At 70.0% G+C, this 21,834-nt stretch carries 20 protein-coding genes and 1 riboswitch; of the genes, 11 read left to right on the forward strand and 9 right to left on the reverse strand.

Annotation, left to right across the window (positions count from 1 at the left end; all coding sequences use genetic code 11):
* The first annotated feature begins 321 nt into the window (after positions 1-321).
* Positions 322-1,446 (forward strand): GGDEF domain-containing protein, encoded by a 1,125-nt coding sequence (locus ACK1X7_RS29670; protein WP_390795166.1) that lies wholly within the window; start codon positions 322-324, stop codon positions 1,444-1,446.
* A gap of 478 nt (positions 1,447-1,924) precedes the next feature.
* Positions 1,925-3,469, forward strand: coding sequence for a histidine ammonia-lyase (gene hutH / locus ACK1X7_RS29675; protein ID WP_398161163.1), 1,545 nt, complete (start codon positions 1,925-1,927; stop codon positions 3,467-3,469).
* Positions 3,470-3,524: 55 nt separating this feature from the next.
* Here the strand turns inward: hutH and ACK1X7_RS29680 are convergent, their stop codons facing one another.
* On the reverse strand, positions 3,525-3,830 hold the full coding sequence (locus ACK1X7_RS29680; protein ID WP_413115858.1) for a hypothetical protein: 306 nt from the start codon (positions 3,828-3,830) through the stop codon (positions 3,525-3,527).
* 99 nt (positions 3,831-3,929) lie between these two features.
* On the opposite strand from ACK1X7_RS29680, the gene ACK1X7_RS29685 reads away from it, so the two are divergent.
* From ACK1X7_RS29685 to ACK1X7_RS29695, 3 genes are all read left to right on the forward strand, one after another.
* Positions 3,930-4,256 carry a hypothetical protein gene (locus tag ACK1X7_RS29685; RefSeq protein WP_385144496.1) on the forward strand — a complete coding sequence of 109 codons (327 nt, stop codon included), beginning with the start codon at positions 3,930-3,932 and terminating at the stop codon, positions 4,254-4,256.
* A 284-nt stretch (positions 4,257-4,540) separates the two neighbouring features.
* On the forward strand, positions 4,541-5,815 hold the full coding sequence (locus tag ACK1X7_RS29690) for a L,D-transpeptidase (RefSeq protein ID WP_385144498.1): 1,275 nt from the start codon (positions 4,541-4,543) through the stop codon (positions 5,813-5,815).
* Between the two features lie 257 nt (positions 5,816-6,072).
* Complete coding sequence (locus ACK1X7_RS29695) at positions 6,073-6,855, forward strand: VOC family protein (protein ID WP_383147079.1); 783 nt, start codon at positions 6,073-6,075, stop codon at positions 6,853-6,855.
* Positions 6,856-6,920: 65 nt separating this feature from the next.
* Here the strand turns inward: ACK1X7_RS29695 and ACK1X7_RS29700 are convergent, their stop codons facing one another.
* Complete coding sequence (locus ACK1X7_RS29700) at positions 6,921-8,384, reverse strand: DUF2079 domain-containing protein (RefSeq protein WP_385144500.1); 1,464 nt, start codon at positions 8,382-8,384, stop codon at positions 6,921-6,923.
* Between the two features lie 83 nt (positions 8,385-8,467).
* On the opposite strand from ACK1X7_RS29700, the gene ACK1X7_RS29705 reads away from it, so the two are divergent.
* From ACK1X7_RS29705 to ACK1X7_RS29720, 4 genes are all read left to right on the forward strand, one after another.
* Positions 8,468-9,178, forward strand: a complete 711-nt coding sequence (locus tag ACK1X7_RS29705; protein WP_390795158.1) for an HNH endonuclease family protein — start codon at positions 8,468-8,470, stop codon at positions 9,176-9,178.
* Positions 9,179-9,366: 188 nt separating this feature from the next.
* Positions 9,367-9,984, forward strand: a complete 618-nt coding sequence (locus ACK1X7_RS29710; protein WP_216347055.1) for a SurA N-terminal domain-containing protein — start codon at positions 9,367-9,369, stop codon at positions 9,982-9,984.
* A complete protein-coding gene (locus ACK1X7_RS29715) occupies positions 9,945-11,000 on the forward strand; it encodes a nucleoside triphosphate pyrophosphohydrolase (protein WP_385144504.1) in 1,056 nt (351 codons plus the stop codon). The genes ACK1X7_RS29710 and ACK1X7_RS29715 overlap by 40 nt, the downstream gene beginning before the upstream one ends.
* A 120-nt stretch (positions 11,001-11,120) precedes the next feature.
* Positions 11,121-11,489, forward strand: coding sequence for a DUF6479 family protein (locus ACK1X7_RS29720; RefSeq protein WP_413115859.1), 369 nt, complete (start codon positions 11,121-11,123; stop codon positions 11,487-11,489).
* Positions 11,490-11,554: 65 nt separating this feature from the next.
* Here ACK1X7_RS29720 and ACK1X7_RS29725 read toward each other — a convergent pair whose 3' ends face one another.
* The 7 genes from ACK1X7_RS29725 to ACK1X7_RS29755 all read right to left on the reverse strand — a co-directional run bounded on the left by ACK1X7_RS29725 (position 11,555) and on the right by ACK1X7_RS29755 (position 18,322).
* A complete protein-coding gene (locus ACK1X7_RS29725; RefSeq protein ID WP_398161167.1) occupies positions 11,555-12,928 on the reverse strand; it encodes a tryptophanase in 1,374 nt (457 codons plus the stop codon).
* Positions 12,929-12,980: 52 nt separating this feature from the next.
* Positions 12,981-14,135 carry a tryptophan dimethylallyltransferase family protein gene (locus ACK1X7_RS29730; RefSeq protein ID WP_413115860.1) on the reverse strand — a complete coding sequence of 385 codons (1,155 nt, stop codon included), beginning with the start codon at positions 14,133-14,135 and terminating at the stop codon, positions 12,981-12,983.
* Positions 14,136-14,477: 342 nt separating this feature from the next.
* A complete protein-coding gene (locus ACK1X7_RS29735; protein ID WP_385144512.1) occupies positions 14,478-15,824 on the reverse strand; it encodes a cytochrome P450 in 1,347 nt (448 codons plus the stop codon).
* Positions 15,825-15,833: 9 nt separating this feature from the next.
* The gene (locus ACK1X7_RS29740) at positions 15,834-16,424 is read right to left on the reverse strand and encodes a GTP-binding protein (RefSeq protein ID WP_390795154.1); all 591 of its coding nucleotides are present in this window, start codon (positions 16,422-16,424) and stop codon (positions 15,834-15,836) included.
* The gene (locus tag ACK1X7_RS29745; protein WP_014061272.1) at positions 16,399-16,770 is read right to left on the reverse strand and encodes a DUF742 domain-containing protein; all 372 of its coding nucleotides are present in this window, start codon (positions 16,768-16,770) and stop codon (positions 16,399-16,401) included. The genes ACK1X7_RS29740 and ACK1X7_RS29745 overlap by 26 nt, the downstream gene beginning before the upstream one ends.
* Complete coding sequence (locus tag ACK1X7_RS29750; RefSeq protein WP_014061271.1) at positions 16,767-17,168, reverse strand: roadblock/LC7 domain-containing protein; 402 nt, start codon at positions 17,166-17,168, stop codon at positions 16,767-16,769. Before ACK1X7_RS29750 ends, ACK1X7_RS29745 begins: the two co-directional genes overlap by 4 nt.
* Positions 17,165-18,322 (reverse strand): sensor histidine kinase, encoded by a 1,158-nt coding sequence (locus ACK1X7_RS29755; RefSeq protein WP_385144514.1) that lies wholly within the window; start codon positions 18,320-18,322, stop codon positions 17,165-17,167. Before ACK1X7_RS29755 ends, ACK1X7_RS29750 begins: the two co-directional genes overlap by 4 nt.
* 652 nt (positions 18,323-18,974) lie before the next feature.
* Here ACK1X7_RS29755 and ACK1X7_RS29760 point away from each other — a divergent pair.
* The gene (locus tag ACK1X7_RS29760) at positions 18,975-20,252 is read left to right on the forward strand and encodes a cytochrome P450 family protein (protein WP_385144516.1); all 1,278 of its coding nucleotides are present in this window, start codon (positions 18,975-18,977) and stop codon (positions 20,250-20,252) included.
* 146 nt (positions 20,253-20,398) lie between these two features.
* Entirely contained in the window at positions 20,399-21,406 is a 1,008-nt protein-coding gene (locus ACK1X7_RS29765; protein ID WP_385144518.1) for a transglycosylase family protein, read from the forward strand.
* 255 nt (positions 21,407-21,661) lie between these two features.
* Positions 21,662-21,833, forward strand: a riboswitch (cyclic di-AMP (ydaO/yuaA leader).
* Position 21,834 lies beyond the last annotated feature (1 nt).

Genomic DNA, 21,834 nt, shown 5'->3' on the forward strand with positions numbered 1-21,834 from the left:
GGCCGGACCGGCCCGGACTGGCCGGGGGCCGGAGGAGTAGTGGGCCGGGGGAGTAGGGATCCCGGACCGGGGAAGCTGACCGGATCCGGGGAGTGGCCCCGGCCCGGGGAGCGCGCGGTCACCGGGGGTGACCGTTCGCTCGGATACCCGGGGTGAACGGCCCGCAGCGGATTGTTCTCGACGTTCTTACGCTGGAGAGCAGAGCGAACGATGCATGGCCGTGAGGAATGCGAGGCCGTCGTGACGGACAACGGGGAGATCGGCGGACGGCCCGCCGGGGTCGATGGACGATTGCGGGCCGTCGTGGGGCTCGCCCAGGAGATGGCGGCGGCGCACACCTCGCAGGAGTCGGTGGGCGCGGCGGCCGAGGCGGCCCGCCGCGCCCTCGACGGCGGCTTCGCGGCGATCTCGGTGTGGGAGCGTGCGCGGGGGCGGCTGCGGGTGCTGGTCAACGTGGGCGAGCTGATGGCGGGCGAGGAGCCGCTGCCGGAGGACGAGTCGTATCCGGTGCACGACTTCCCGGAGATCGCCGAGTTCCTGCATGAGCACTGGGCGGCGGGCGGGGAGCCGCACGCCTGGGTCGAGACCGCCGACGGCGTACGACCCGGCGCGGCCCCGCCCGGCCATCAGGGGGCGCCGCCTGCCGGCGGAAGCTGGGGGAGGGTGGCCGCCCTGCGGCGGCGCGGCCGGGGGAGTTGTGTGGTGGCCCCGATCGTGCTGCACGGGCGGGCGTGGGGCGAGCTGTATGTGGCCCGGGCGATCGGCCGTCCCGTCTTCGACCGCGACGACGCCGACTTCGCGACCGTACTGGCCTCGGTGACCGCCGCCGGGCTGGCCCAGACCGAGCGCCTGGAGGAGGCCCGCCGCCTCGCCTTCACCGACCCGCTGACCGGCCTCGGCAACCGCCGCGCGGTGGACATACGGCTGGACGAGGCGCTGGAGGCGTACCACGCGGACGGCACCGTGGTGAGCCTGGTGGTCTGCGACCTCAACGGCCTCAAGCGGGTCAACGACACGCTTGGCCACGCCGTCGGCGATCGCCTGCTGGAACGATTTGGCTCGCTGCTCTCGCTCTGCGGCGCGATGCTGCCCGGGGCGCTGGTGGCCCGGCTGGGCGGCGATGAGTTCTGCCTGCTGGGGGTCGGGCCCCCGGCGGACGAGGTGGTGCGGGTGGCCGATGAGCTGTGCCGCCGGGCCGCCGAGCTGGAGATGGGCGAGGGGGTCGCCTGCGGGATCGCCTCCACGGGCGATCCGATCGGGCCGGTGCCATCGGCCCGCCGCCTGTTCCGCTTGGCGGACGCGGCGCAGTATCGGGCGAAGGCCGCGCGTTCGCTGAAGCCGGTGGTGGCGGGGCGGGATGGGGGGACCGAGGACTCGGTGATCCGTCTGGCCGACACGTCTGCTGCCCACCCGCCGGAGCGCCGCCGCTTCCGCGGACGCCGCTAACGCGTACGACGCGCCCCGCCCTCCCACCCACCCCGGGGCTCCGCCCCGGGCCCCGCTCCTCAATCGCCGGAGGGGCTGGGAGGTGGGGCTCCGCCCCGGGCCCCGCTCCTCAGTCGCCGGAGGGGCTGGGAGGTGGGGCTCCGCCCCGGGCCCCGCTCCTCAGTCGCTGGAGGGGCTGGGAGATGGGGTTCTGCGCCGGACCCTGCTCCTCAATCGCCGGAGGGGCTGGGGGATCGCCGGAGGGGCTGGGGGATGGGGCTTCTGCCCCGGACCCCGTCCGGGGCTCCGCCGCCCCATACCCCTCCCCTCCTCCCGGGGACCCGGGGCGGAGTCCCGGTTTCAGCCTCTCCGGCGTTTGAGGAGCGGGGTCCGGGGCGGAGCCCCGGTGGGGGTGCGGGGGTTTGCCCCCGGTTCGGGGCCGGGTGGGGAAGGTTCAGTGGGGTGACAGGGAGCGATTCACTCTCTAGGGTTCCTGAATATGGATATGCAATCTGTGGTCGTGGGGACGTCCGGAACGACCGCCGACGATGTCATCGCCGTGGCCCGCGGCGCCGCGCGCGTAGAGGTCTCCGAGGCGGCGCTCGAAGCCATCTCGGCCTCGCGGCAGGTGATCGACGATCTCGCCGCCAAGCCCGAGCCCGTCTACGGCGTCTCCACCGGCTTCGGCGCGCTCGCCGTACGCCACATCAGCCCCGAGCTCCGCGCCCAGCTCCAGCGCAACATCGTCCGGTCGCACGCCGCCGGCATGGGCGCGCCGGTCGAGCGCGAGGTCGTACGGGCGCTGATGTTCCTGCGGCTGAAGACGCTCGCGTCCGGCCGTACCGGGGTCCGGCCCGTCGTGGTCGGGACGATGGCCGCGCTCCTCAACGCGGGGATCACCCCCGTGGTGCACGAATACGGCTCGCTGGGCTGCTCCGGGGACCTCGCGCCGCTGTCCCACTGCGCGCTGACCCTGATGGGCGAGGGCGAGGCCGAGGGCCCGGACGGGGTCGTGCGGCCGGCCGCCGAGCTGCTGGCCGAGCACGGCATCGAGCCGGTCGAGCTGCGGGAGAAGGAGGGTCTCGCGCTGCTCAACGGCACCGACGGGATGCTCGGCATGCTGATCATGGCCTGCGCCGATCTCGCCCGGCTGTTCACCGTCGCCGATGTGACCGCCGCCCTCTCACTGGAGGCGCTGCTCGGTACCGACCGCGTCCTCGCGCCCGAGCTGCACGCCATCCGCCCCCACCCGGGGCAGGCCGCCAGCGCCGCCAACATGCTGCGGGTGCTGGAGGGTTCGGGGCTCACCGGGCACCACCAGGACGACGCGCCGCGCGTCCAGGACGCGTACTCGATCCGCTGCGCCCCGCAGGTCGCGGGCGCGGGCCGGGACACCCTCGCGCACGCCCGGCTGGTCGCCGACCGCGAGCTGGCCTCCGCCGTGGACAACCCCGTCGTCCTGCCGGACGGACGGGTGGAGTCCAACGGCAACTTCCATGGCGCCCCCGTGGCGTATGTCCTGGACTTCCTGGCCATCGCGGCGGCCGACCTCGCCTCGATCGCCGAGCGCCGCACCGACCGGCTGCTGGACAAGAACCGCTCCCACGGCCTGCCGCCCTTCCTGGCCGGTGACCCGGGCGTGGACTCCGGGCTGATGATCGCCCAGTACACCCAGGCGGCGCTGGTCAGCGAGATGAAGCGGCTGGCGGTGCCCGCCTCGGTCGACTCCATCCCGTCCTCCGCGATGCAGGAGGACCATGTCTCGATGGGCTGGTCGGCGGCGCGCAAGCTGCGTACGGCGGTGGACAACCTGGCCCGCGTGCTGGCCGTGGAGCTGGTCGCCGCCACCCGCGGCGTCGAGCTGCGCGAGGGGCTGGAGCCCGCGCCCGCGAGCCGGGCGGTGCTGGCGGCGGTGCGCCGGGCGGGCGTCGAGGGGCCGGGCGGGGACCGCTATCTGGCGCCCGACTTGGCGGCGGCGGACGCGTTCGTACGATCCGGAGAGCTGATCGAGGCCGTGGAGTCGGTGACGGGCCGCCTGGACTGAACCGGCGGCGTGAACGGAAGAGTCCACGAGGCTTGAACGGCCCGCGCCCGCGGTGTCAGTACGCCTCCGGGCGGGTCCGCCGCACGGAGGCCGTCACCATCGCGACGCCCAGGCACAGAAAGGCCGTGCCGCCGAAGAGATACGGGGTGACGTCCACACTGCCGGTGTCGGCCAGATCCCCGTCGGGCACGGCCTCGGTTCTGGCCTCGGATCCGGTCGATCCGGGTGAGGTCCGCGAGGGCGCCGATGACGACCCGGGGTCCTCCACCGTGGCGTTGGCGGATGGAACGAACCACAGGGCGCACAGCAGCGAACCGGCAGCGGCGGCCGTCAGCAGCGGTCGGCGTGCGGACAACGGCATCCTCCTTGAGGCTGCGGCAAATTGACCCCGTGCGCCGATCGTAGTGACAACTGCGGGTCGTGCGGTAGCGAGACGGGTAGGAGCCCTAATCTCCGTCGCATGACGAGTACCGAGACATCCCGGTTTGTCCGGCTTCGCGTGGAGCTCGTGGTGGAGATCACCGATCCGGATGTGCTGCGGCGCGCGACGTACGAGCGGATCGACGGCGATGCGTCCCTGGCCGCGGAGGAGCGAGGACACGCGCGCCGCATGGTGGAGTCGGACGAGGCCGAGGCGCTGGCGTATCTGGTCGATCCGTTCGAGATGGTGGAGGAGGTGCCGGGGGTCGAACTGGCCCAGGCGTCCTGGAGCAGCGAGCACATCGACTACGATCCTCGCGCCGCCGAGTGGTCCGGGGCCTTCGCCGAGCTGGACGAGGACGACTGAGACGACTGAGACGACTGGGGCGACGAGGATGACTGGGACGAGTGAGCCGGGTGGCGGCGCACACGGCGGCTCAGGGCGGCGCGGAGGGGGCTCAGGGCGGCGAAGACGGGGCGAAGACGGCTGAGCCGTACGGGTCCGGGGGCCGACGGGTCTTAGGCTTGTCCGGTGTCTTTGCTCAGTGGCCTTGCGCACAGTTTTACTGTGCGTGGAACCGGCCAAAAGGTACGGGCGTTCTTTTCAGGCAGGTCCGGGGTTTCTGGGGTCCAGATCAAGATCCAGGTCAAATGGAGAAGCGTGTGATGACGGACGGCAAGCGCCGTAAGGGGCTGGTGGCCGCGGCCGCCGTGCTCGGCGGCGTACTCACTCTCGCCGCATGCGGCGGGGATGGCGGCGGCGACGACGCCAAGAACGACGGGAACAAGTCGCAGTCGCAGGTCGACGAGGCAGCGGCCAAGGACGCGTCGGACGCCCACATCAAGATCACGCCGAAGGCCGGTGCGACGAACGCGGGCATCAACAGTGACACCAAGGTCACGGTCAGCGGAGGCAAGCTCAGCTCCGTCACGATGACGTCCGCGTCGACCGGCGACACCGTGGCCGGGACCATATCGCCCGACAAGACGTCCTGGAAGCCGAGCGGGCAGCTCGAGCGGGCCACCCAGTACAAGATCGCCGCGTCCGCCGAGGACTCCAAGGGCCGTAAGGCGACCGAGAACTCGTCCTTCACCACCGTCTCGCCCGCCAACAGCTTCATCGGCAACTTCACGCCGGAGGACGGCTCCACGGTCGGCGTGGGCATGCCGGTCTCGATCCGGTTCGACAAGGCGGTGACCAACAAGAAGGACGTCGAGTCCCACATCAAGGTCACCTCCAGCAGCGGCCAGCAGGTGGTCGGCCACTGGTTCGACGGGAACCGGCTGGACCTGCGCCCGAAGGACTACTGGAAGGCCAACTCGACCGTCACCCTGAAGCTCGACCTGGACGGCGTCGAGGCGGCGCCCGGTGTCAAGGGCGTCCAGGAGAAGACCGTCAACTTCAAGATCGGCCACTCCCAGGTCTCCACGGTCGACGCCGAGTCCAAGGAGATGAAGGTCGTCCGCGACGGCAAGCTGCTGAAGACCATCAAGATCTCGGCCGGCAGCCCCGACAACACGACCTACAACGGTCAGATGGTGATCTCCGAGAAGTTCAAGGAGACCCGGATGAACGGTGCCACGGTCGGCTTCACGGACGATGACGGCAAGGGCGAGTACGACATCAAGGACGTGCCCCACGCCATGCGGCTGTCCACCTCGGGCACCTTCATCCACGGCAACTACTGGGGCGCCAAGTCCATCTTCGGCAGCGTCAACACCAGCCACGGCTGTGTCGGCCTGTCGGACACCAAGGGAGCGGGCGACCCCAACACGGACGGCGCCTGGTTCTACGACAACTCCCAGGTCGGCGACGTCGTCGTCGTGAAGAACTCCAACGACAAGACCATCCAGCCGGACAACGGCCTCAACGGATGGAACATGGACTGGAGCAAGTGGGTGGCCGGAAGCGCCGCCGGCGCCTGACGCACCCTCTTCTCACCACCGCCGGGCGGCGGTCGGCCTTCGGGCCGGCCGCCGCCCGGCGGTTTCACGGCGGCTTCGGAACGGCCGGACAGCCGTGTCCAGGGCCGGAGAGCCGTGTGCACGGCCGGTCACGGACCGGTGCGCGCCGTAGCGATCCCCGTCGAGTGGCGGGCCGGGCCGGCCGGAGGAGAATGGGCCGAAGGGGGCCATCCCATCCGGCCACGCCCGGCCGGAGGTGGCGATACGGAGGCGGCCCCATGCCCGAAGTCACGTCCTATCAGCCCGGAACACCCTGCTGGATCGATCTGATGATCCCCGACCAACAGGCCGCCCTGGACTTCTACTCCGGGCTGTTCGGCTGGGAGGCGGAGGTCGGCCCTCCGGAGACCGGCGGCTATGCGATGTGCACCCTGAGGGGCAAGCCCGTCGCGGGGGCCATGTCCGCGCAGTCGATGTCCGGGGAGGGCCCGCCGCCGACCGTGTGGACCACCTACTTCTGCTCCGCCGACGCCCAGGCCACCTCGGAGGCCATCAGCCGGGCCGGCGGCACCGTACTGCTGCCGGTCATGGATGTGATGGACCTCGGGCGGATGCTGGTGGCGGCCGACCCGCTGGGGGCCGTCTTCGGCATCTGGCAGCCGCTCAGCTTCTCCGGCGCGGGCCTCGTCAACGAGCCGGGAACGCTGATCTGGAACGAGCTCAACACCACCGACCGAGAGGCGGCTTCGGCCTTCTACGCGGAGGCGCTGGGCGTGGAGTCGACCCCGATGGAGGGCGCCGAGGGCTACTTCGCGCTCTCCGTCAACGGCCGTACGGTCGGCGGGCTCCAGCCGCTGCGGGAGGGGACGCCGCCGGAGGTGCCCCCGCACTGGCTGGTCTACTTCGCCGTCGAGGACGCCGACCGCTCCGCGGCCAAGGTGTCCGCGGAGGGCGGCACGGTCCTCCGCCCGCCGTACGACATGGTCGCGGGCCGGATGTCCCTGGTGAAGGACCCGCAGGGGGCGCCGTTCGCCCTCATCGCCCCGAAGCCCATGAGCTGAGCCGCGGGCCGGACCGGCGCGGACCCGAGAGCCTCGGGTCCGCTCAGCCCCGCTTGAGGGTCCGCTCAGCCCCGCTTGAGGACGAAGTAGCCCGAGGCGAAGCCGACGGGTGTGTACGGCGTGTCCGGGTGCAGTTGCCCCGCGTAGTCGAGCACCTGCCGCACGGTGCGCTCCGGCGGCTCCTGAAGGGCTATGTAGTCCGGCTGTATGTCCTCGGTGGCGCCGACCCACAGCACCCGGCAGCGGCTGGTGAGCCGGCTTATGGGCCCCACGTTGGCCTCCACCGTCGCCCCGTCCGGGATCCGGTCCAGCAGCCGCTCCACCGCGCCCGCCTGCGGCGGCCTGTCGTAGGTGGCGCCCTGGGTGAGGCTGTACAGCGGCATGGAGGACGACAGCGCCAGGGCCGCGCCGCACACCGCGGCGGGCATCTGGCGGGCGTACGAGGCGAGCCAGGGCCGCCGGGTGCCGCGGGTGCGGTCCAGGGCGTCCACCAGGGCCAGCAGGACGACCGGCATCAGCACCGCGTTGTAGTGCCAGTCGGTGCCCCAGTAGTGGTCGTCGTGGGAGAGGAAGCGCCAGCCGAGGGTGGGCACGGCGGCGAGCAGCAGCGGGGAGCGCAGCGCCAGCAGACCGGTGGTCGGCAGCAGGATCCACAGCAGGGTGCGCAGCGCGGTGCCGAAGGGGATCGTGCCGGTCTGCTCACCGCCGCTGCCGACCTTGTCCCAATAGTCGTACGAGCCCCCGCCGTTGAAGCCGGGGATGACGACGCCGAGCGCGAGCGCCGAGACGATGACGCCGAAGCCCATCAGCACGACGGCGAGCGGAACGGCGCGGGGGCCCCGCTCGGGGTCGTGCCGGGCGCGGAGCCATACGACCGCGCCGATCGCGGCCACGGTGGCGCCCATGTCCTCCTTGACGAAGACCAGCGGGGCGGCCCACAGCATCGCCGGATACCAGCGCCCCCGGATCACCGCCTCCAGGGAGAAGGCGATGAGCGGAACGGCGAAACATATCTCGTGGAAGTCGAAGTCCACGGCGCGCTGGATGCCCCAGGAGACCCCGTAGGCGATGCCGATCGCGAGCCCCCGGCCGCGGCCCAGCAGCCGGGCCGCGACGCGGGTGACGGGCACGGCGGAGACGGCGAACAGCGCCGCCTGCGCGACCAGCAGCGTGACGGGCCCGGGAAAGATCCGGTAGACGGGCCCGAGCAGCGCCGTGATGGGGCTGAAGTGGTCGCCGAGGATATTGGCGCCGGGGCCCTTGAGATCGGCTATGGGGGCCTGGAAGTGTGCGTACGCCCGTATCGCCTGCTCGAAGATGCCCAGGTCCCAGGACATGGTGGCCATGCGGCGGAAGCGGCAGACCGACAGCGCCGTGAAGGCGGCGAAGAGGGCGAGGGCCAGCCAGTACGGATCGGCCCGCGGCTGCCGCAGTGCACCCGCTCTCGCGACGAGCCGGGTACGCCCCGCGGTGACGGCGGTCGCCCCCTCGGCGCCGGTGCCGGGCGGAGCGGTTGCGGCCGTGTCCATCCAGGGTCCTTATCGTGTGGGCGGTCTGTGCGAAAAGATACGCGAAGGGGGCGGGAAGGTTGCAGGGACGGTTTCGCATACCGATGCGCAGTTCTGTGACGGTGCTGGCCGCGCTGTTGGCGGTCGGCGGCTGCAAGGCCGGTGACCAGGACGGTGACCAGGGCGGCGGTAAGGGTGGCGGCAGGGGCGGGGGCGCTTCGAGCGGGCCCGCGACGTCCGGATCGGCCCTCGCGGCTGTGTCCTCGCTCACAGTCAAGGGGCGTGCGCCGAAGACGGGTTATGAGCGGAGCGAGTTCGGCAGCTCGTGGGTGGACACCGACGACAACGGCTGCGGGACCCGCGACGACATCCTCAAACGGGACCTGAAGGATGTGAGGTTCCGCGACGGCCACTGCCTGGTCGCCTCGGGCACGCTCACCGACGATCCGTACACCGGCCGCGATGTGCGGTTCGTGCGGGGCCGCAGCAAGGTGGACATCGACCATGTGGTCGCGCTGTCGGACGCCTGGCAGAAGGGCGCGCAGAAGTGGGACCGGGACAAGCGCCTGGCGTTCGCCAACGATCCGCTCAATCTGATCGCGGTGGACGCGTCCGCCAACCGCCGTAAGGGAGACGGCGACGCGGCGACCTGGCTGCCGCCCAACAAGGCGTACCGCTGTGACTATGTGGCGCATCAGGTGGCCGTGAAGAAGGCGTACGGGCTGTGGGTGACCGAGGCCGAGAAGGGGGCGATGAAGCGGGTGTTGGGTTCCTGCCCCACGGCCGAGCTGCCCGCGCGCTCCGGCGGCCGCTAGGGCCTGTCGTTCGGATCAGGCCGGATCCGAGCGACAGACCCTGGGCCCGCACCGGCGGATGGCGGCCGGGCGCTGACCAAGACCGCGGTGAATCGTTGTCCAAGCAGTGGCCTAGGCCGCGCCGACTCCATACCATCGATCAACGCCAGATCGTTTGTCGCGCCGCACGATCTCTGCCGGGAGGCTCAATGATCCGCCGCCATACTGCGCTCTCCGTCTCCGCCGCGTCCGCGCTCCTCCTCTGTGCCCCGCTGCTCACCGCGTGCGGCGAGGCCCCGCGGCCCGGCGCCGCGGCGGTCATGGACGGCGGCCGGATCACCGTGTCCGAGCTCCAGGGGCAGGTCAAGGCCGTCCGGGAGGCGCAGCGTCATGATCCGAGGGCGGCTCAAATGGTCGCGGGCAGCGGCCGGCTGAGCCAGGACACGCTGATCCGGATGATCCAGTTCCGGGTGATCGAGCGGGCCGGTAAGGACAACGGGATCAGCCTCACCCGCCGCGAGATCCAGCGCGCCCGCGCCGCCGCCGAGGGGCAGAGCGGCGGGGCCACCGCACTGCGCGCCCTGTATCTCCAGCAGGGCATCGCGCCCGGCGGCATCGACGAGGCCGTCCGGATGGACCTCACGCGCAACGCCCTGCTGCGCAAGCTGGGCACCTCCAAGGTCAACCAGGTGTTCGCCCGGACCTCCAAGGCGCTCGACATCAAGGTGAACCCCCGCTACGGAAAGTGGGACAACACCCAGGGCACCGCCGTCCTCGCCAAGGAGGCATGGCTGCGCACCTCCGGCGGCACCCCCGAGCAGGCGTAAGTTACGTTGCAAGGGTGACCGAAGCCGACTCGCCCGTACCCGCCGACGCCGCCCCCACCGGCCGTATCGTCCTCCTCACCACCACCCACCGGGTGGCGCCGGGGCTGCTGTCCTGGCCCGCCTGGCAGGCGCTGCACGGCGCGGACCGGGTGCTCTCCGGCGATCCGGACCATCCGCAGTTGCCGTATCTGCGGGAGGCGGGCGTCCAGGTGGAGCCGGGCTCACCGGCCGCGCGCGAGCTGGTCGACTACTGCGTGGCGGGAGGCGGCCGTACGGCCGTCGTGCTCACCTCCGCCGAGGGCGAGTCCGAGCTGACCGACGGGCTGGCGCGGCTGGCCGGATCCGGCCGAGAGGCGATGCCGGACCTGGAGCTGCTGCCCGGTTCCTACGATCTGCCGGGCGCGCGGCTGCTCGATCTGGTGCAGGTCATGGACCGGATCCGCGCCGAGTGCCCGTGGAGCGGCACCCGGACCAACGAGGAGCTGGTGAAGTACGGCATCGAGGAGGCGTACGAACTCGTCGAGGCCATCGAGGAGGGCGACCGCGAGGCGCTGCTGGAGGAGCTGGGCGATGTGCTGCTCCAGGTCGTCTTCCACGCCCGGATCGCCCAGGACGCCCCCGAGGACCCGTTCTCGATCGACGATGTGGCGGGCGGCATCGTGGACAAGCTGATCCACCGCCATCCGCATGTCTTCGGCGACGAGACCGCCGAGACCGCCGAGGACGTCCGGAGGCACTGGCTGCGGACCAAGGCGGCCGAGAAGCAACGCGATTCGGTCACCGAGGGGGTGCCACTCGGCCAGCCCGCGCTCGCGCTGACCGCCAAGCTGGCCTTCCGCGCCCGTACGGCCGCCCTCGACGTGGCCCTGCCGGAGGGGGCGGGCGTCGGCTATGAGCTGCTGGCGCTCGCGGTGCGCGCCGAGGCGGACGGCGTGGACCCGGAGGCGGCCCTGCGCGCGGCGGCCCGCGCCTACCGCGACGCGATACGGGCGGCGGAGGGCTCCGCGGGGCGGTGACCTCGGTGCGGTGATCCGGGGCGCGGGTGCGGGGCGGGTGACGCGGCGCCGTGGCGCGGGCGGGGTGTGACGCCCGTGGGGCCGGAGTGATATCCGGGCGGGTCCGGGTACCCGGCCGCCATGGATACGTACACCGAGGATCTCGCCGTGACCCGGGACCTGTTGATCGGGACCGGTCCGTTCATCGTCGGTCTGGTGGTCGTCATCCTGTGCGTCGGGGCCGTGTGGTGGGGGATACGGCTACGGGCCCGTGAACCGGCCCCGCCCCACCGGCCGCAGCCCCGCGCCGGTGCCTGGCAGGAGGCCCAGGAGGCCGACCACGAGGCGCGGGCGGCGGGCCATGGCCCGGGGCACCAGGACGACGGCGGCAGCGTCGGCTATGTCACCCAGCACCGCGAACCCGATGAGCTGGACCCGCACCGCGGCCGCCGGTTCCCGTCCGAGCTGGGCGGCTCGGGGACACGGCGGGCGCGCGATACGGGCGCATGACGAGGGCCCGGCACCGGTGGTGTCCGGTGCCGGGCCCTGGTCCGTGCCCTGATCGTGCGGCGCGGTCAGCCCGTGATGGGCACCGGCACCAGCGTGGCGCGGAAGTGGCGCAGGATCGGCGACTGATCGGTGATCCGGAAGCCGTACACCTGGTCCGCGTTCTTGGCGATCTTCGCGAGCGTCTCGCCCACGTGGTCGTAGTGGCTGCGGGTGTAGACCCGGCGCGGCAGGGCGAGCCTGACCAGCTCGTACGGCGCGCTCTTGATCGGGTTCCCGTGCTCGTCCTCCTCACCGAGGTAGAGCGAGCCCAGCTCGGCCGAGCGGATGCCGCCCTCCAGGTAGAGCTGGCAGGCCAGGGCGTGGCCGGGGTACTGGTGCGGCGGGATGTGCGGCAGCAACCGCCCGGCGTTGAGGTAGAGGGCGTGCATGCCCGGCGGCTCGACGATGTCCACGCCCGCGGCGCGGACCCGGTGGGCGAGGTGGGAGGCGATCTCGGCGCGCTCGGCGAGATAGCTCGGCTCGGTCACCTCGGTCAGCCCCTGCGCCATCATGTCGAGGTCGCGTCCGGCCAGACCGCCGTAGGTCGCGAACCCCTCGGTGGCGATGAGGAGCAGCTCGCACTTCTGAGCGAGCTCCGGGTCGTTGGTGCCGATGAAGCCGCCGATGTGGACGATGCCGTCCTTCTTGGCGCTCATCATGCAGCCGTCCGCCAGCCGGAACGCCTCCTCCGCGACCTGCCGGGGGGTGCGGTCGCGGTAGCCCTCCTCATGGCGGGTGACCAGCCAGGCGTTCTCGGCGAACCGGGCGGCGTCCAGGAAGAGCGGAACGCCGTGCTGACGGCACAGGGCCGCCGTCCGCTTGAGGTTGTCCATGGAGACGGGCTGGCCGCCGCCGCCGTTGTTGGTGATGGTCATGACCACCACGGCGACCCGGGAGCCCTCGGGCCCGGACAGCGTCTGGGCGAGCGCCTCCAGGTCGATATTGCCCTTGAACGGCTCGGTGCTGTCGAGGTTCTTGGCCTCGGGACACGGCAGGTCGCGCGCCTCGGCCTCGTTCAGCTCGACATTGGCCCGGGTGGTGTCGAAGTGGGTGTTCGACAGCACGAGGTTGCCGCGCTCCAGCAGGGTGGTGAACAGCACCCGCTCGGCGGCGCGCCCCTGGTGGGCGGGGAGGATATGCGCGTAACCGGTGAGCTCGGTGACCGTCTCGTGGAACCGGTAGAACGAGCGGGAGCCCGAGTAGGACTCGTCGCCGGCCATCCCCGCGGCGAGCTGGGCGGCGGAGAGCGCTCCGGTGCCCGAGTCGGTGAGCAGATCGATGGTCACCTCTTCGGCGCGCAGATCGAAGAGGTTGTAGTTCACCCGCCGCAGCGCCTCTTCGCGCTGCTGCCGGGTGGTGAAGGGTATCGGTTCGACGACCTTGATCCTGTACGGCTCCACGCGACCGCTGCTCCTGTCTTTTCGTTGTTCCGTGTCTCGGTCTCGACGGATGTCACAGCCGTGCCCGCACCCGGTCGCGGGTGGGGGCCGTCTCGCGGGGCGGGCGGGTCCGGTACGCCTCGGAGGAGACGTAGACGGTCACCCGCGGCGGCCGGCCGCGCTCATGGACCAGCGCCAGGTAGGCGATCAGGCCCACTCCGTCGCCGAGGGGGCGCGGGCTCACGGCGGCCAGCGCCCGGTCCAGAGCTGCACTGTCCATGTCATGGCTGCGCAGCACGGAGACCGCCCTCTCCCGCGCCTCGCCGTCGTCCCGGACGTAGTCGCGGACGGGCACATGGAGGGTGTATCCGCTGGGCAGCCCGGTCGCCGTCTCCGTGAAGGAGTGGCAGGTGAGGGCGGGGCGCCCGGTGAGCCGGTCGGCGTCCTCAGCGGCCCCGTCGGCGGTGAGGTCGTCGGCGGCGGGGAGGTCCCCCGCGGTGCGGAAGAACTCCTCCAGTCGTTCCCGGCCCGGTGCCGGTGACATCCGGGGGAGGGAGCCCGCCTCGGTGGGGGACAGACCGGGGTGCTTGAGGTAGACCTTCACCCGCGGGGCGTCCCAGTCGCCGAGGTCCAGGGCGAAGAACGGGAAGCCGTCCGCCCGGGGCAGCGAGTCGAACGCCTGCCGATGGCCCAGCCTGGCCAGCGCCTCGCGTACGGTCTCGGCGGCCCGGTCGGCGCCGTTCGCCGAGGGGTTGAGATAGACCTTGACCCCGGGGACGCCGCCGGGGCGGAGCTCCAGGGCGCACCACAGGGCCAGCGGGCCCTCGGGGGACTGGGGGAAGAACAGGTCCTCGAGCCGGTCGAGCTGGTCGGTCGAGAACCCCCAGCGGTCCGCCATGACGTGGATCGCCTGGAGACCGGCCCGGCCGTTCTCCGCGAGGTCGTCGCCCCGGGAGCAGCCCGGTTCCACCAGGACCCGCAGGTCCGGAGCCTGCCCCGGCAGAAAGGCCAGGGAGAACTCCAAGGGGCTGTGGTCGTCGGAGAGAAAGGTCCGTGACGGGGGTGGCAGCGCCAACGGCCGTCCGGCCGAGGCGCCCAGACTCTCGATCAGCACCCCGGTGTAGGCGGCCGTATCGGGCTCGCTGAGCCCCGCCACCTGGCACAGTCGGGTGAGCTGGCCCGTGGCGAGGTCGCCGAGCAGCGCCTCACCCGAATTGAAACCGTTCATCGAACCTCCCGCTGAATCGAGAGGAACGGCTGTTTGGGTTTGTGCGGCGGGGTAATCGGGCGGTCATGCCCCACGAGAAGATACCCGCCCCGTGGGGCGGGTATCTCGGCTCCCATCGCGTGTGCATCCGCGAAATTAGGGTAGGTGTTCGATTGGCCGCGGGGGTGGTGCGGTCGGGATATGAGTGAAACCGCGGATCGTCGACCGACAGTGATGTCGTCGGCGGCGGGAGACCTCACGACAGCTCCTCTTAGGAATGGGCCAACAAAAATTGCGCGATAGTGCCTACCCGTTCAGTTGAACATTCATGCGGTATGAAATGGGTTCCGGATGTGGCGTGGATCACGCTCTCCACCACGAGAGGAACGAACTCCACAAGCCGCCCTTCTCCTGCTTGTTCTGGGCGTGCCCACGATGGTCGCCCGTCGGTATCTGTTGCTGTGCAACGGGCTGTTTGTCCGTACGTATCGGAGTGAATCGGGCAGGCAGCGCGGTCAGCCCGCGGTTGAACGGACCGGGGCGCCAAGTCAGGCTCGACTCGGGCACCGCGAGTTCAATGTCGGGCAACTGGTTGAGCAGTTTTTCGATGGCCACCACACCGATGAGCTGAGCGGTGTCCTTGGCCGGGCAGGCGTGCGGACCGGCGCTCCAGGCGAGGTGCGCCCGCTTGCTGAGCTGCTGCCGGGAGGCGGACAGCGCGGGGTCGGTGTTGGCCGCCGCGATGGAGACCATCACCAGATCGCCCGCCCGCAGCCGGGTTCCGGCGAAGTCCACGTCGGAAACCGGGTAGTGGGGGGCGTAGTTGGACATCGGTGGGCTGTTCCACAGCACATCGTCGAGGGCGTCCTCGACCAGCAGCCCGGCACCCGCGTACCGCTCGTCGGAGAGCAGCAGGAGCAGCGCGTTGGCGATGAGGTTCCGCTGCGGCTCGGCGCCGGAGCCCAGCAGCAGGACGAGCTGATGGACCATTTCCTCATCGGTCAACTGGGCATGGTGCTGCATAAGCCAGGAGGTGACATCTTCCCCGGGCTGCCTGCGCTTCAGCGCGACGAGTTCGCTGACGCTCTGGCCGAGCACCTCGTTCGCCTTCTCCGCGTTGATCCCGTCGAAGATCCCGGAAATGCCGAAGATGACCCGGTCGCCGATCTCCGCCGGGCATCCGAAGAGCTCATTGAAAACAAACAGCGGCAGCAGCTTGGCATAGTCGTTGAGCAGATCGGCCGAGCCGCGGGAGATGAACTGGTCCATCAAGTAGTCCGCGACGCGCTCGACATGGCGGCTCAGCCGATGCGTATCCACCCGGGCCAGGCTGTCCGTCACCGCCTGCCGCAGCCGCATATGCTCGGCGCCATCGGTGAACATGCAGTTCGGCCGGTATTCCAGCAACGGGACGACCGGATTGTCCCGGGTGACCTTGCCCTCGTTGTAATCGCGCCAGCGGCGCGAGTCCTTCCGGAAGGTGTCGGGGTTCTGGAGCAACTGAAGCGCGGCCGAATAGTCCGTGATCAGCGTGGCCTCGACACCCGGGGAGAGCTCGACCGGTGCGGCCGGGCCGAACGAGCGCATATACGTGTAATAGGCACCCGGATCGGCGGCGAACTCCGTCCCGTACAGCGGCACCCGCTTGCCACTGCCATGGGCGGGGCAGCCGGGTGGCGGCACCGCCGAAAAATCCGATTGCGTGTTCATCAGGTGCTCCTAGCGGGTACGTTCCTGTAGGTAACGGACAAGCGCCATCAGGGCATTGGCCGATGACTTCTCGTCACGTGCGTCACAGGTGACGATGGGGGTCTCGGGCAGCAGATCGAGCGCCTCGCGCAATTCCTCGTCGGGGCGGGTCGGCGTGCCGTCGAAGTGATTGACGGAAATCGCATAGGGGAGTCCGTAGTGCTCCACCAGGTCGATGACCGGGAAGGATTCCTTGATGCGTTCGGGATCGACGAGGATCAGCGCCCCGAGAGCGCCCCGGGTCATGTCCTCCCACACCTGGACGAAGCGTTCCTGTCCGGGTGTGCCGAAGAGGTAGAGGACAAGTCGTTCGCTCAGCGTGAGCCGGCCGAAGTCCATGGCCACGGTGGTCGTGGTCTTGCCCCGGGTACCCATGAGGTCGTCGACGTGGGCTCCGGCCTGAGTCATCCGCTCCTCGGTGCGCAGCGGAGGAATCTCGGACATGGTGCCGATGAACGTCGTCTTGCCGACCGCGAAATGCCCCACGACAAGAATCTTGGCCGCGATCTGCACCGCTTCGTTCAGATAGACATCGTCATCCGAAACGGGCCTGGAGCCCATCCAGCACCTCCTGAAGGAGCGAAACGTCGACAAGCTGCGCGGGAGGCGCGGGGGCACGGGTGATCAGGTACCCGTCCGATGAGAGATCGGACAGCAGAACCTTCACGATGCCGATCGGCAGCCCCATATGCCCCGCTATCTCGGCAACCGAGAGATAACCACCCGCGCACAGCTCCAAGAGGCTGCGCTTCTCCGGGTCGAGCTGACTGGGGGGTCTCTGTTCGGACGCGGTGACCAGCGTGATCAGGTTGAACTGGTCATTCTCCGGCAGCCCGCGACCGTTCGTGATGACGTACGGTCGCACTAATTGAGCGGACTGGGGCTCCTGCTCGCCTGGCGCCGTCATGCCTGTATTCCGGTGTTTTCGCGCGGTGGTGTGGACAGCGCCTTGCCGAGCTGCCCCACAAGCTGCTGCATCCGGAAGGTGATGTCGGCCATGTCGACATCCGGGGCGGAGGAGACCGCCAGATACGCGCCCTCACCCGCGGAGATGAGGAAGACCCAGCCACCGTCGAACTCGACCAGGGTCTGGCGCCATGTCATATGGGAGCCACCGCAGAAGCCGGCCATGGTGCGGCTCAGCGACTGGATGCCGCTCATCGCCGCGGCGACGGTGTCGGCCTCGTCCTTTTTGACCTCTTGAGAACGGGCCATCAGCAGACCGTCGGCGGAGACCAGGATCGCATGACGAGCCCCTGGTACTTCCAGGGCGCTCTCAAGCATCCATGACAGGTCGTTGTTCACTGAGGATCATGCCCTTCCCTGTTCGGGTTTGCTGAGCGTCCGGACTGCGTGCCGCGCTGGAACGCGCCCATGATCGATGCGGATTCCTCGCTCGTCCGGGCCGGGGCACTGGTGGAGTCCGCTCTGGGGACGATGGAAATCGAGCCCTTACGGCGACGTTTGGGCAGGCCCCCCGCGGTGGCACCGCTCACGGTCGAACCGCTGACGGCGGCACCGGTCATGGCGGAACCGCTCGGCTGCGGCTGCTCGGCCTCGGCGGGAACGTGGGTCGTCGGCTGCTCTTCCGGCTCGGGCATATTGGTCAGAAGGTCCTCGGGGAGAAGCACGACCGCGCGTACACCACCGTAGGGAGAGGCCGAATCGACGGACACCGTGAAGCCATAGCGCGCGGCGAGCACACCGATCACCGCAAAACCGAACTGCGGCGGATTGCCCAGTCCTGTTACACCGGTGGCGTGCGTGGCCGAGAGCAGCTTGTCCGCCCGGTTCTTCTCCTCCTCGTTCATACCGACACCGGCGTCGTCGATGATGACGCAGACACCCTTGGGGACGGTGCGGATGGTGATGTCGATCGGCGAGTCGGGCGCGGAGTAACTGGTCGCGTTGTCCAAAAGCTCGGCCAGCGCCAGCGCGACGGGCTCCACGGCCCGGCTGACCAGGGCGAAGTTGCTCTGTGAGCGGATTTCCACCCGGGTGTAATGGCGGATGCGGCCCTTGGCGCTGCGGACCACGTCGTACACCGACGCGACCGCGCGCTGCCGGCCCAGCCAGCCGTCACACAGCACCGCGATGGACTGCGCACGCCGACCGAACTGCGAGTTCATATGGTCGATCTCCAGGAGGTCCTGGAGAAGCTGATGCTCGCCGTATTTGTCCTGTGTCTTGGAGATGGCGAGCTGCTGCTCGTTGGCGAGGCCCTGAAGCGTACGCATGGCGGACTTCAGAGCGCTCTTGGTGGCCTCCTCGGCGCGGTTGTGAGCCTCCTGGACCGCCTCGGCGTAATTGTTGTCGAGGTCGGCCGCGCGTTTCTCGAGCTCCGCCTTCTCCTGGCGCAGATTCGCCCGCGCCTTTCGCCCGCGAATAATGGCGGTTGCGGCGAGAGGCGTGCCAGCGATCAGGGCCCAGAGCGCTGGATCCTGTAGATATTGCGTCATTAAGACTCTCTTTGAACGACTAGACCGCCAGGGACTTTAGGGAGGTGTGGTGCGTTATGCGATCTGGAGTGTGCCTGAGCAGCGGTAAGTCAGCGCCCGTACGGCGCCCGCGGGTTCCGGGGACATCGCACTCGTCTTGCCGACGGCAGCGCACAGGCGTCGGTGCGCCGGAACGGCTCCATATGCCCAACTGGCGGCATAATGCTCCTCAGAGTGGGGACCCTCTCGGCTGATGTGCCGGATCGCCGTGTGTCTTACGCGCCCTTGGCTCGCCTGGCAAGCGCGGTGATCGTATCACCGGTATCACTGGGCCCCGTGCATGTGCCCCAGTCTCATTCGTTCACCTGACGCCGTTTCAGCCACACCGTCAGTTCACCACGTTGACCGACGTCAGGGCATGTCCCGGGGGTTCGTATCGGGGCGGCGCGGGCAACCGCCGAACGGCGGTCGCAGCCATCAGATATCCGGGCATTCGGCCCGCGCTGTGCATGGGTGGTGAAGGGTGTGTGGAGATGAATGGGGAATTCCGCTGGACATTCATCCCGGTCATTACTCTCTTATTCTCTTTGTTCTGTTTATTCACTTATTTCTCATATTGCCCGTTACTTCCGACAGGCCGGAGGTGGCGACCGGTCGCGGGTATCGTCGGGGCGTGTCGGAACAGCCCCGTGACAGCTCCGCTCCCACCCTCTTCACCTGGGAGTTCGCCACCGATCCCTACCCTGCGTACGCCTGGCTACGCGAGCACGCCCCGGTGCACCGGACCACGCTGCCCAGCGGTGTCGACGCCTGGCTGGTGACCCGTTACGCCGATGCCAGGAAGGCACTGGCCGACCCCCGGCTCTCCAAGAACCCCCAACGGCACAGCGCGGCGGCCCACGCAAAGGGCAAGGTGGGCATTCCCGGCGAGCGGCGTGCCGATCTGATGACACATCTGCTCAATATCGACCCTCCCGACCACACCCGGCTGCGGCGCCTGGTCTCCACGGCGTTCACCCCGCGCCGGGTGGCCGCGTTCGCCCCTCGGGTGCGGACCCTCACCGATCAGCTCATCGACGCCTTCGAGGAAAGGGGGGAGGCGGACCTCATCCATGAGTTCGCCTTCCCTCTCCCTATTTACGCGATCTGCGATCTGCTCGGGGTGCCGCGCGAGGACCAGGACGACTTCCGGGACTGGGCCGGGGCGATGATCCGGCACGGCGGCGGCCCGCGCGGCGGAGTGGCCCGCGCCGTGAAGCGGATCCGCGCGTATCTCGGCGAGCTGATCCACCGCAAGCGCCTGGAGCTCGTGGAGCGGAGAGAAGAAGAGGACGGGGAGGACCTGATCTCGGGGCTGATCCGGGCCAGCGACCACGGTGAGCACCTCACCGAGAACGAGGCCGCGGCCATGGCCTTCATCCTCTTGTTCGCCGGCTTCGAGACCACCGTCAACCTCATCGGCAACGGCGTCTACGCACTGCTGCGCCATCCGGAGCAGCGCGCCGTCATGCAGCGGGCCCTGGAAGAAGGGGACGAGCGGCTGCTGGCCGCCGGGGTCGAGGAGCTGCTGCGCTACGACGGGCCCGTGGAGATCGCCACCTGGCGGTTCGCCACCGAGCCGCTCACCCTGGCGGGGCAGCGCATCGCCGAAGGGGAGCCGGTGCTGGTGGTGCTCGCCGCCGCCGACCGGGACCCCGAGCGGTTCGCGGAGCCCGATGTTCTCGACCTCACCCGCCGCGACAACCAGCACCTCGGCTACGGCCACGGCATCCACTACTGCCTCGGCGCCCCGCTCGCCCGGCTGGAGGCGCAGACCGCGATCGCCACCCTGCTGCGGCGGCTGCCCGGACTGCGGCTCGCGGCGGAGCCGGAGGAGCTGCGGTGGCGCGGCGGGCTCATCATGCGTGGGCTGCGCACGCTCCCGGTGACCTGGAATTCCGCGGACCGCTGAGGCGTTCAAGCCCCGTACGTACGGACATTGGTGACGAATGATCAGCCGTGTGACCGTGGCGTGACCTGGGATACATCGGCTTGTGATGATCGAGTGCCCTCGCTATGTTCACCGGCAACCGAGTTCGCCATAGAGAGGGCAATCGCATGCGTTCCGGTAATGGTCGACACCGTCGCCCCCGTCAGGCCCCGGCCATCATCGTCGCGGCGGGGGTCACGGGAGCGAGCATCGCGCTGCCCCTCTTCGGGGCGTCCGGCGCACAGGCCGCCCAGACCGCCACCTGGGATCAGGTCGCCGAGTGCGAGAGCGGCGGGATGTGGAGCGCCAACGAGGGCAACGGCTTCTACGGCGGACTCCAGCTCACCCTCGACATGTGGAAGGACTACGGCGGCACGCGGTACGCCCCGCGTCCCGACCTGGCCAGCCGCTCCCAGCAGATATCCGTCGCCCAGTCGATCCTCGGCGACCGTGGCCCCGACGCCTGGCCGAGCTGTGCGCTGGGCGCCGGGCTCACCGACGGCTCCGGGGCCCCCGATGTGAACCCCGGTGACACGGCCGGCCCGGACCAGGGGGCCGGCCGGGGCGAGGCGGGGGACCGGGAGCGGGACGGCGCCTCCTCGCAGGACTCGGACCGTTCGGGGACGTCCGACAGCGCCGGTAAGCCGGATTCGTCCGGATCGACCGGTAAGCCGGAGGCCCCCCACACCTCCAAGTCCCCCGACGGACTGGACGGCTCGGCCTCGGACACCCCGACGTCGGACGGCTCGGCCTCGGACGACCCGGCCTCGGATGACCCGCACGACTCGGCGTCCGACGGTTCGAAGGGGTCCTCGGCGGATCCCTCCGCCGACCCCTCGCCCTCCGGCCGCCACCGCGGCACCCCGGACGCCGGGAAGCGGGCCGAGGACGGCGATTCGGCGGACGGACAGCCCTCCGGCCGCCACGCCTCGCGCGGCGCCGCGGACCGCGACCGGAGCCCCGCGGCCGACGATTACACTGTTCGCCCCGGTGACAACCTGTCAGGCATCGCCGAGGACCGGAATGTGTCCCGAGGTTGGGAAGGGCTCTACGAGAGCAACGAGGACCTCATCGGAACCGACCCCGACCTGATCATCCCTGGTCAGCGACTTGACCTCACCATCAGGGAGCAGTGATTCGGGGGGAATTGCCCGATCTGGTTCCGGTGAGACATACATCTCGTCACAATTTCCGGGGCGCACCTCGTGTCCGATCTCTCCTCACCCGGCCCTACCTGCGCCGATGTGGGCCGAGTGAGATCAATTACAGCCTCATTCGCTGCCATTGGGGTGTTTGAACGTTCTCGGGAGGTGTGTTTAACGTCTTTCCGCTCGCCACCGCGGGCACCGTCGATCGTCACGCCGAATCCTGCCGGCGGTCGGGGGGAATCCGACGCGTCAGCGCCGAAGGCAGGAGCGGGGGACCCAAGGTAGGTGCCGAGTGGCCTGTGGACACGGGCTCGTCGGCTAGGGGTGAAGCCGGGAGCGATCCTCGATCGCGACCGGCCGGGCAACTCACGTCCGAACCCGACAGCTCACCTCGTAGGCGTCGGTGAGGAAACGAA

It is taken from the genome of Streptomyces sp. CY-1 (assembly GCF_047218265.1).
GTDB lineage: Bacteria > Actinomycetota > Actinomycetes > Streptomycetales > Streptomycetaceae > Streptomyces > Streptomyces niphimycinicus.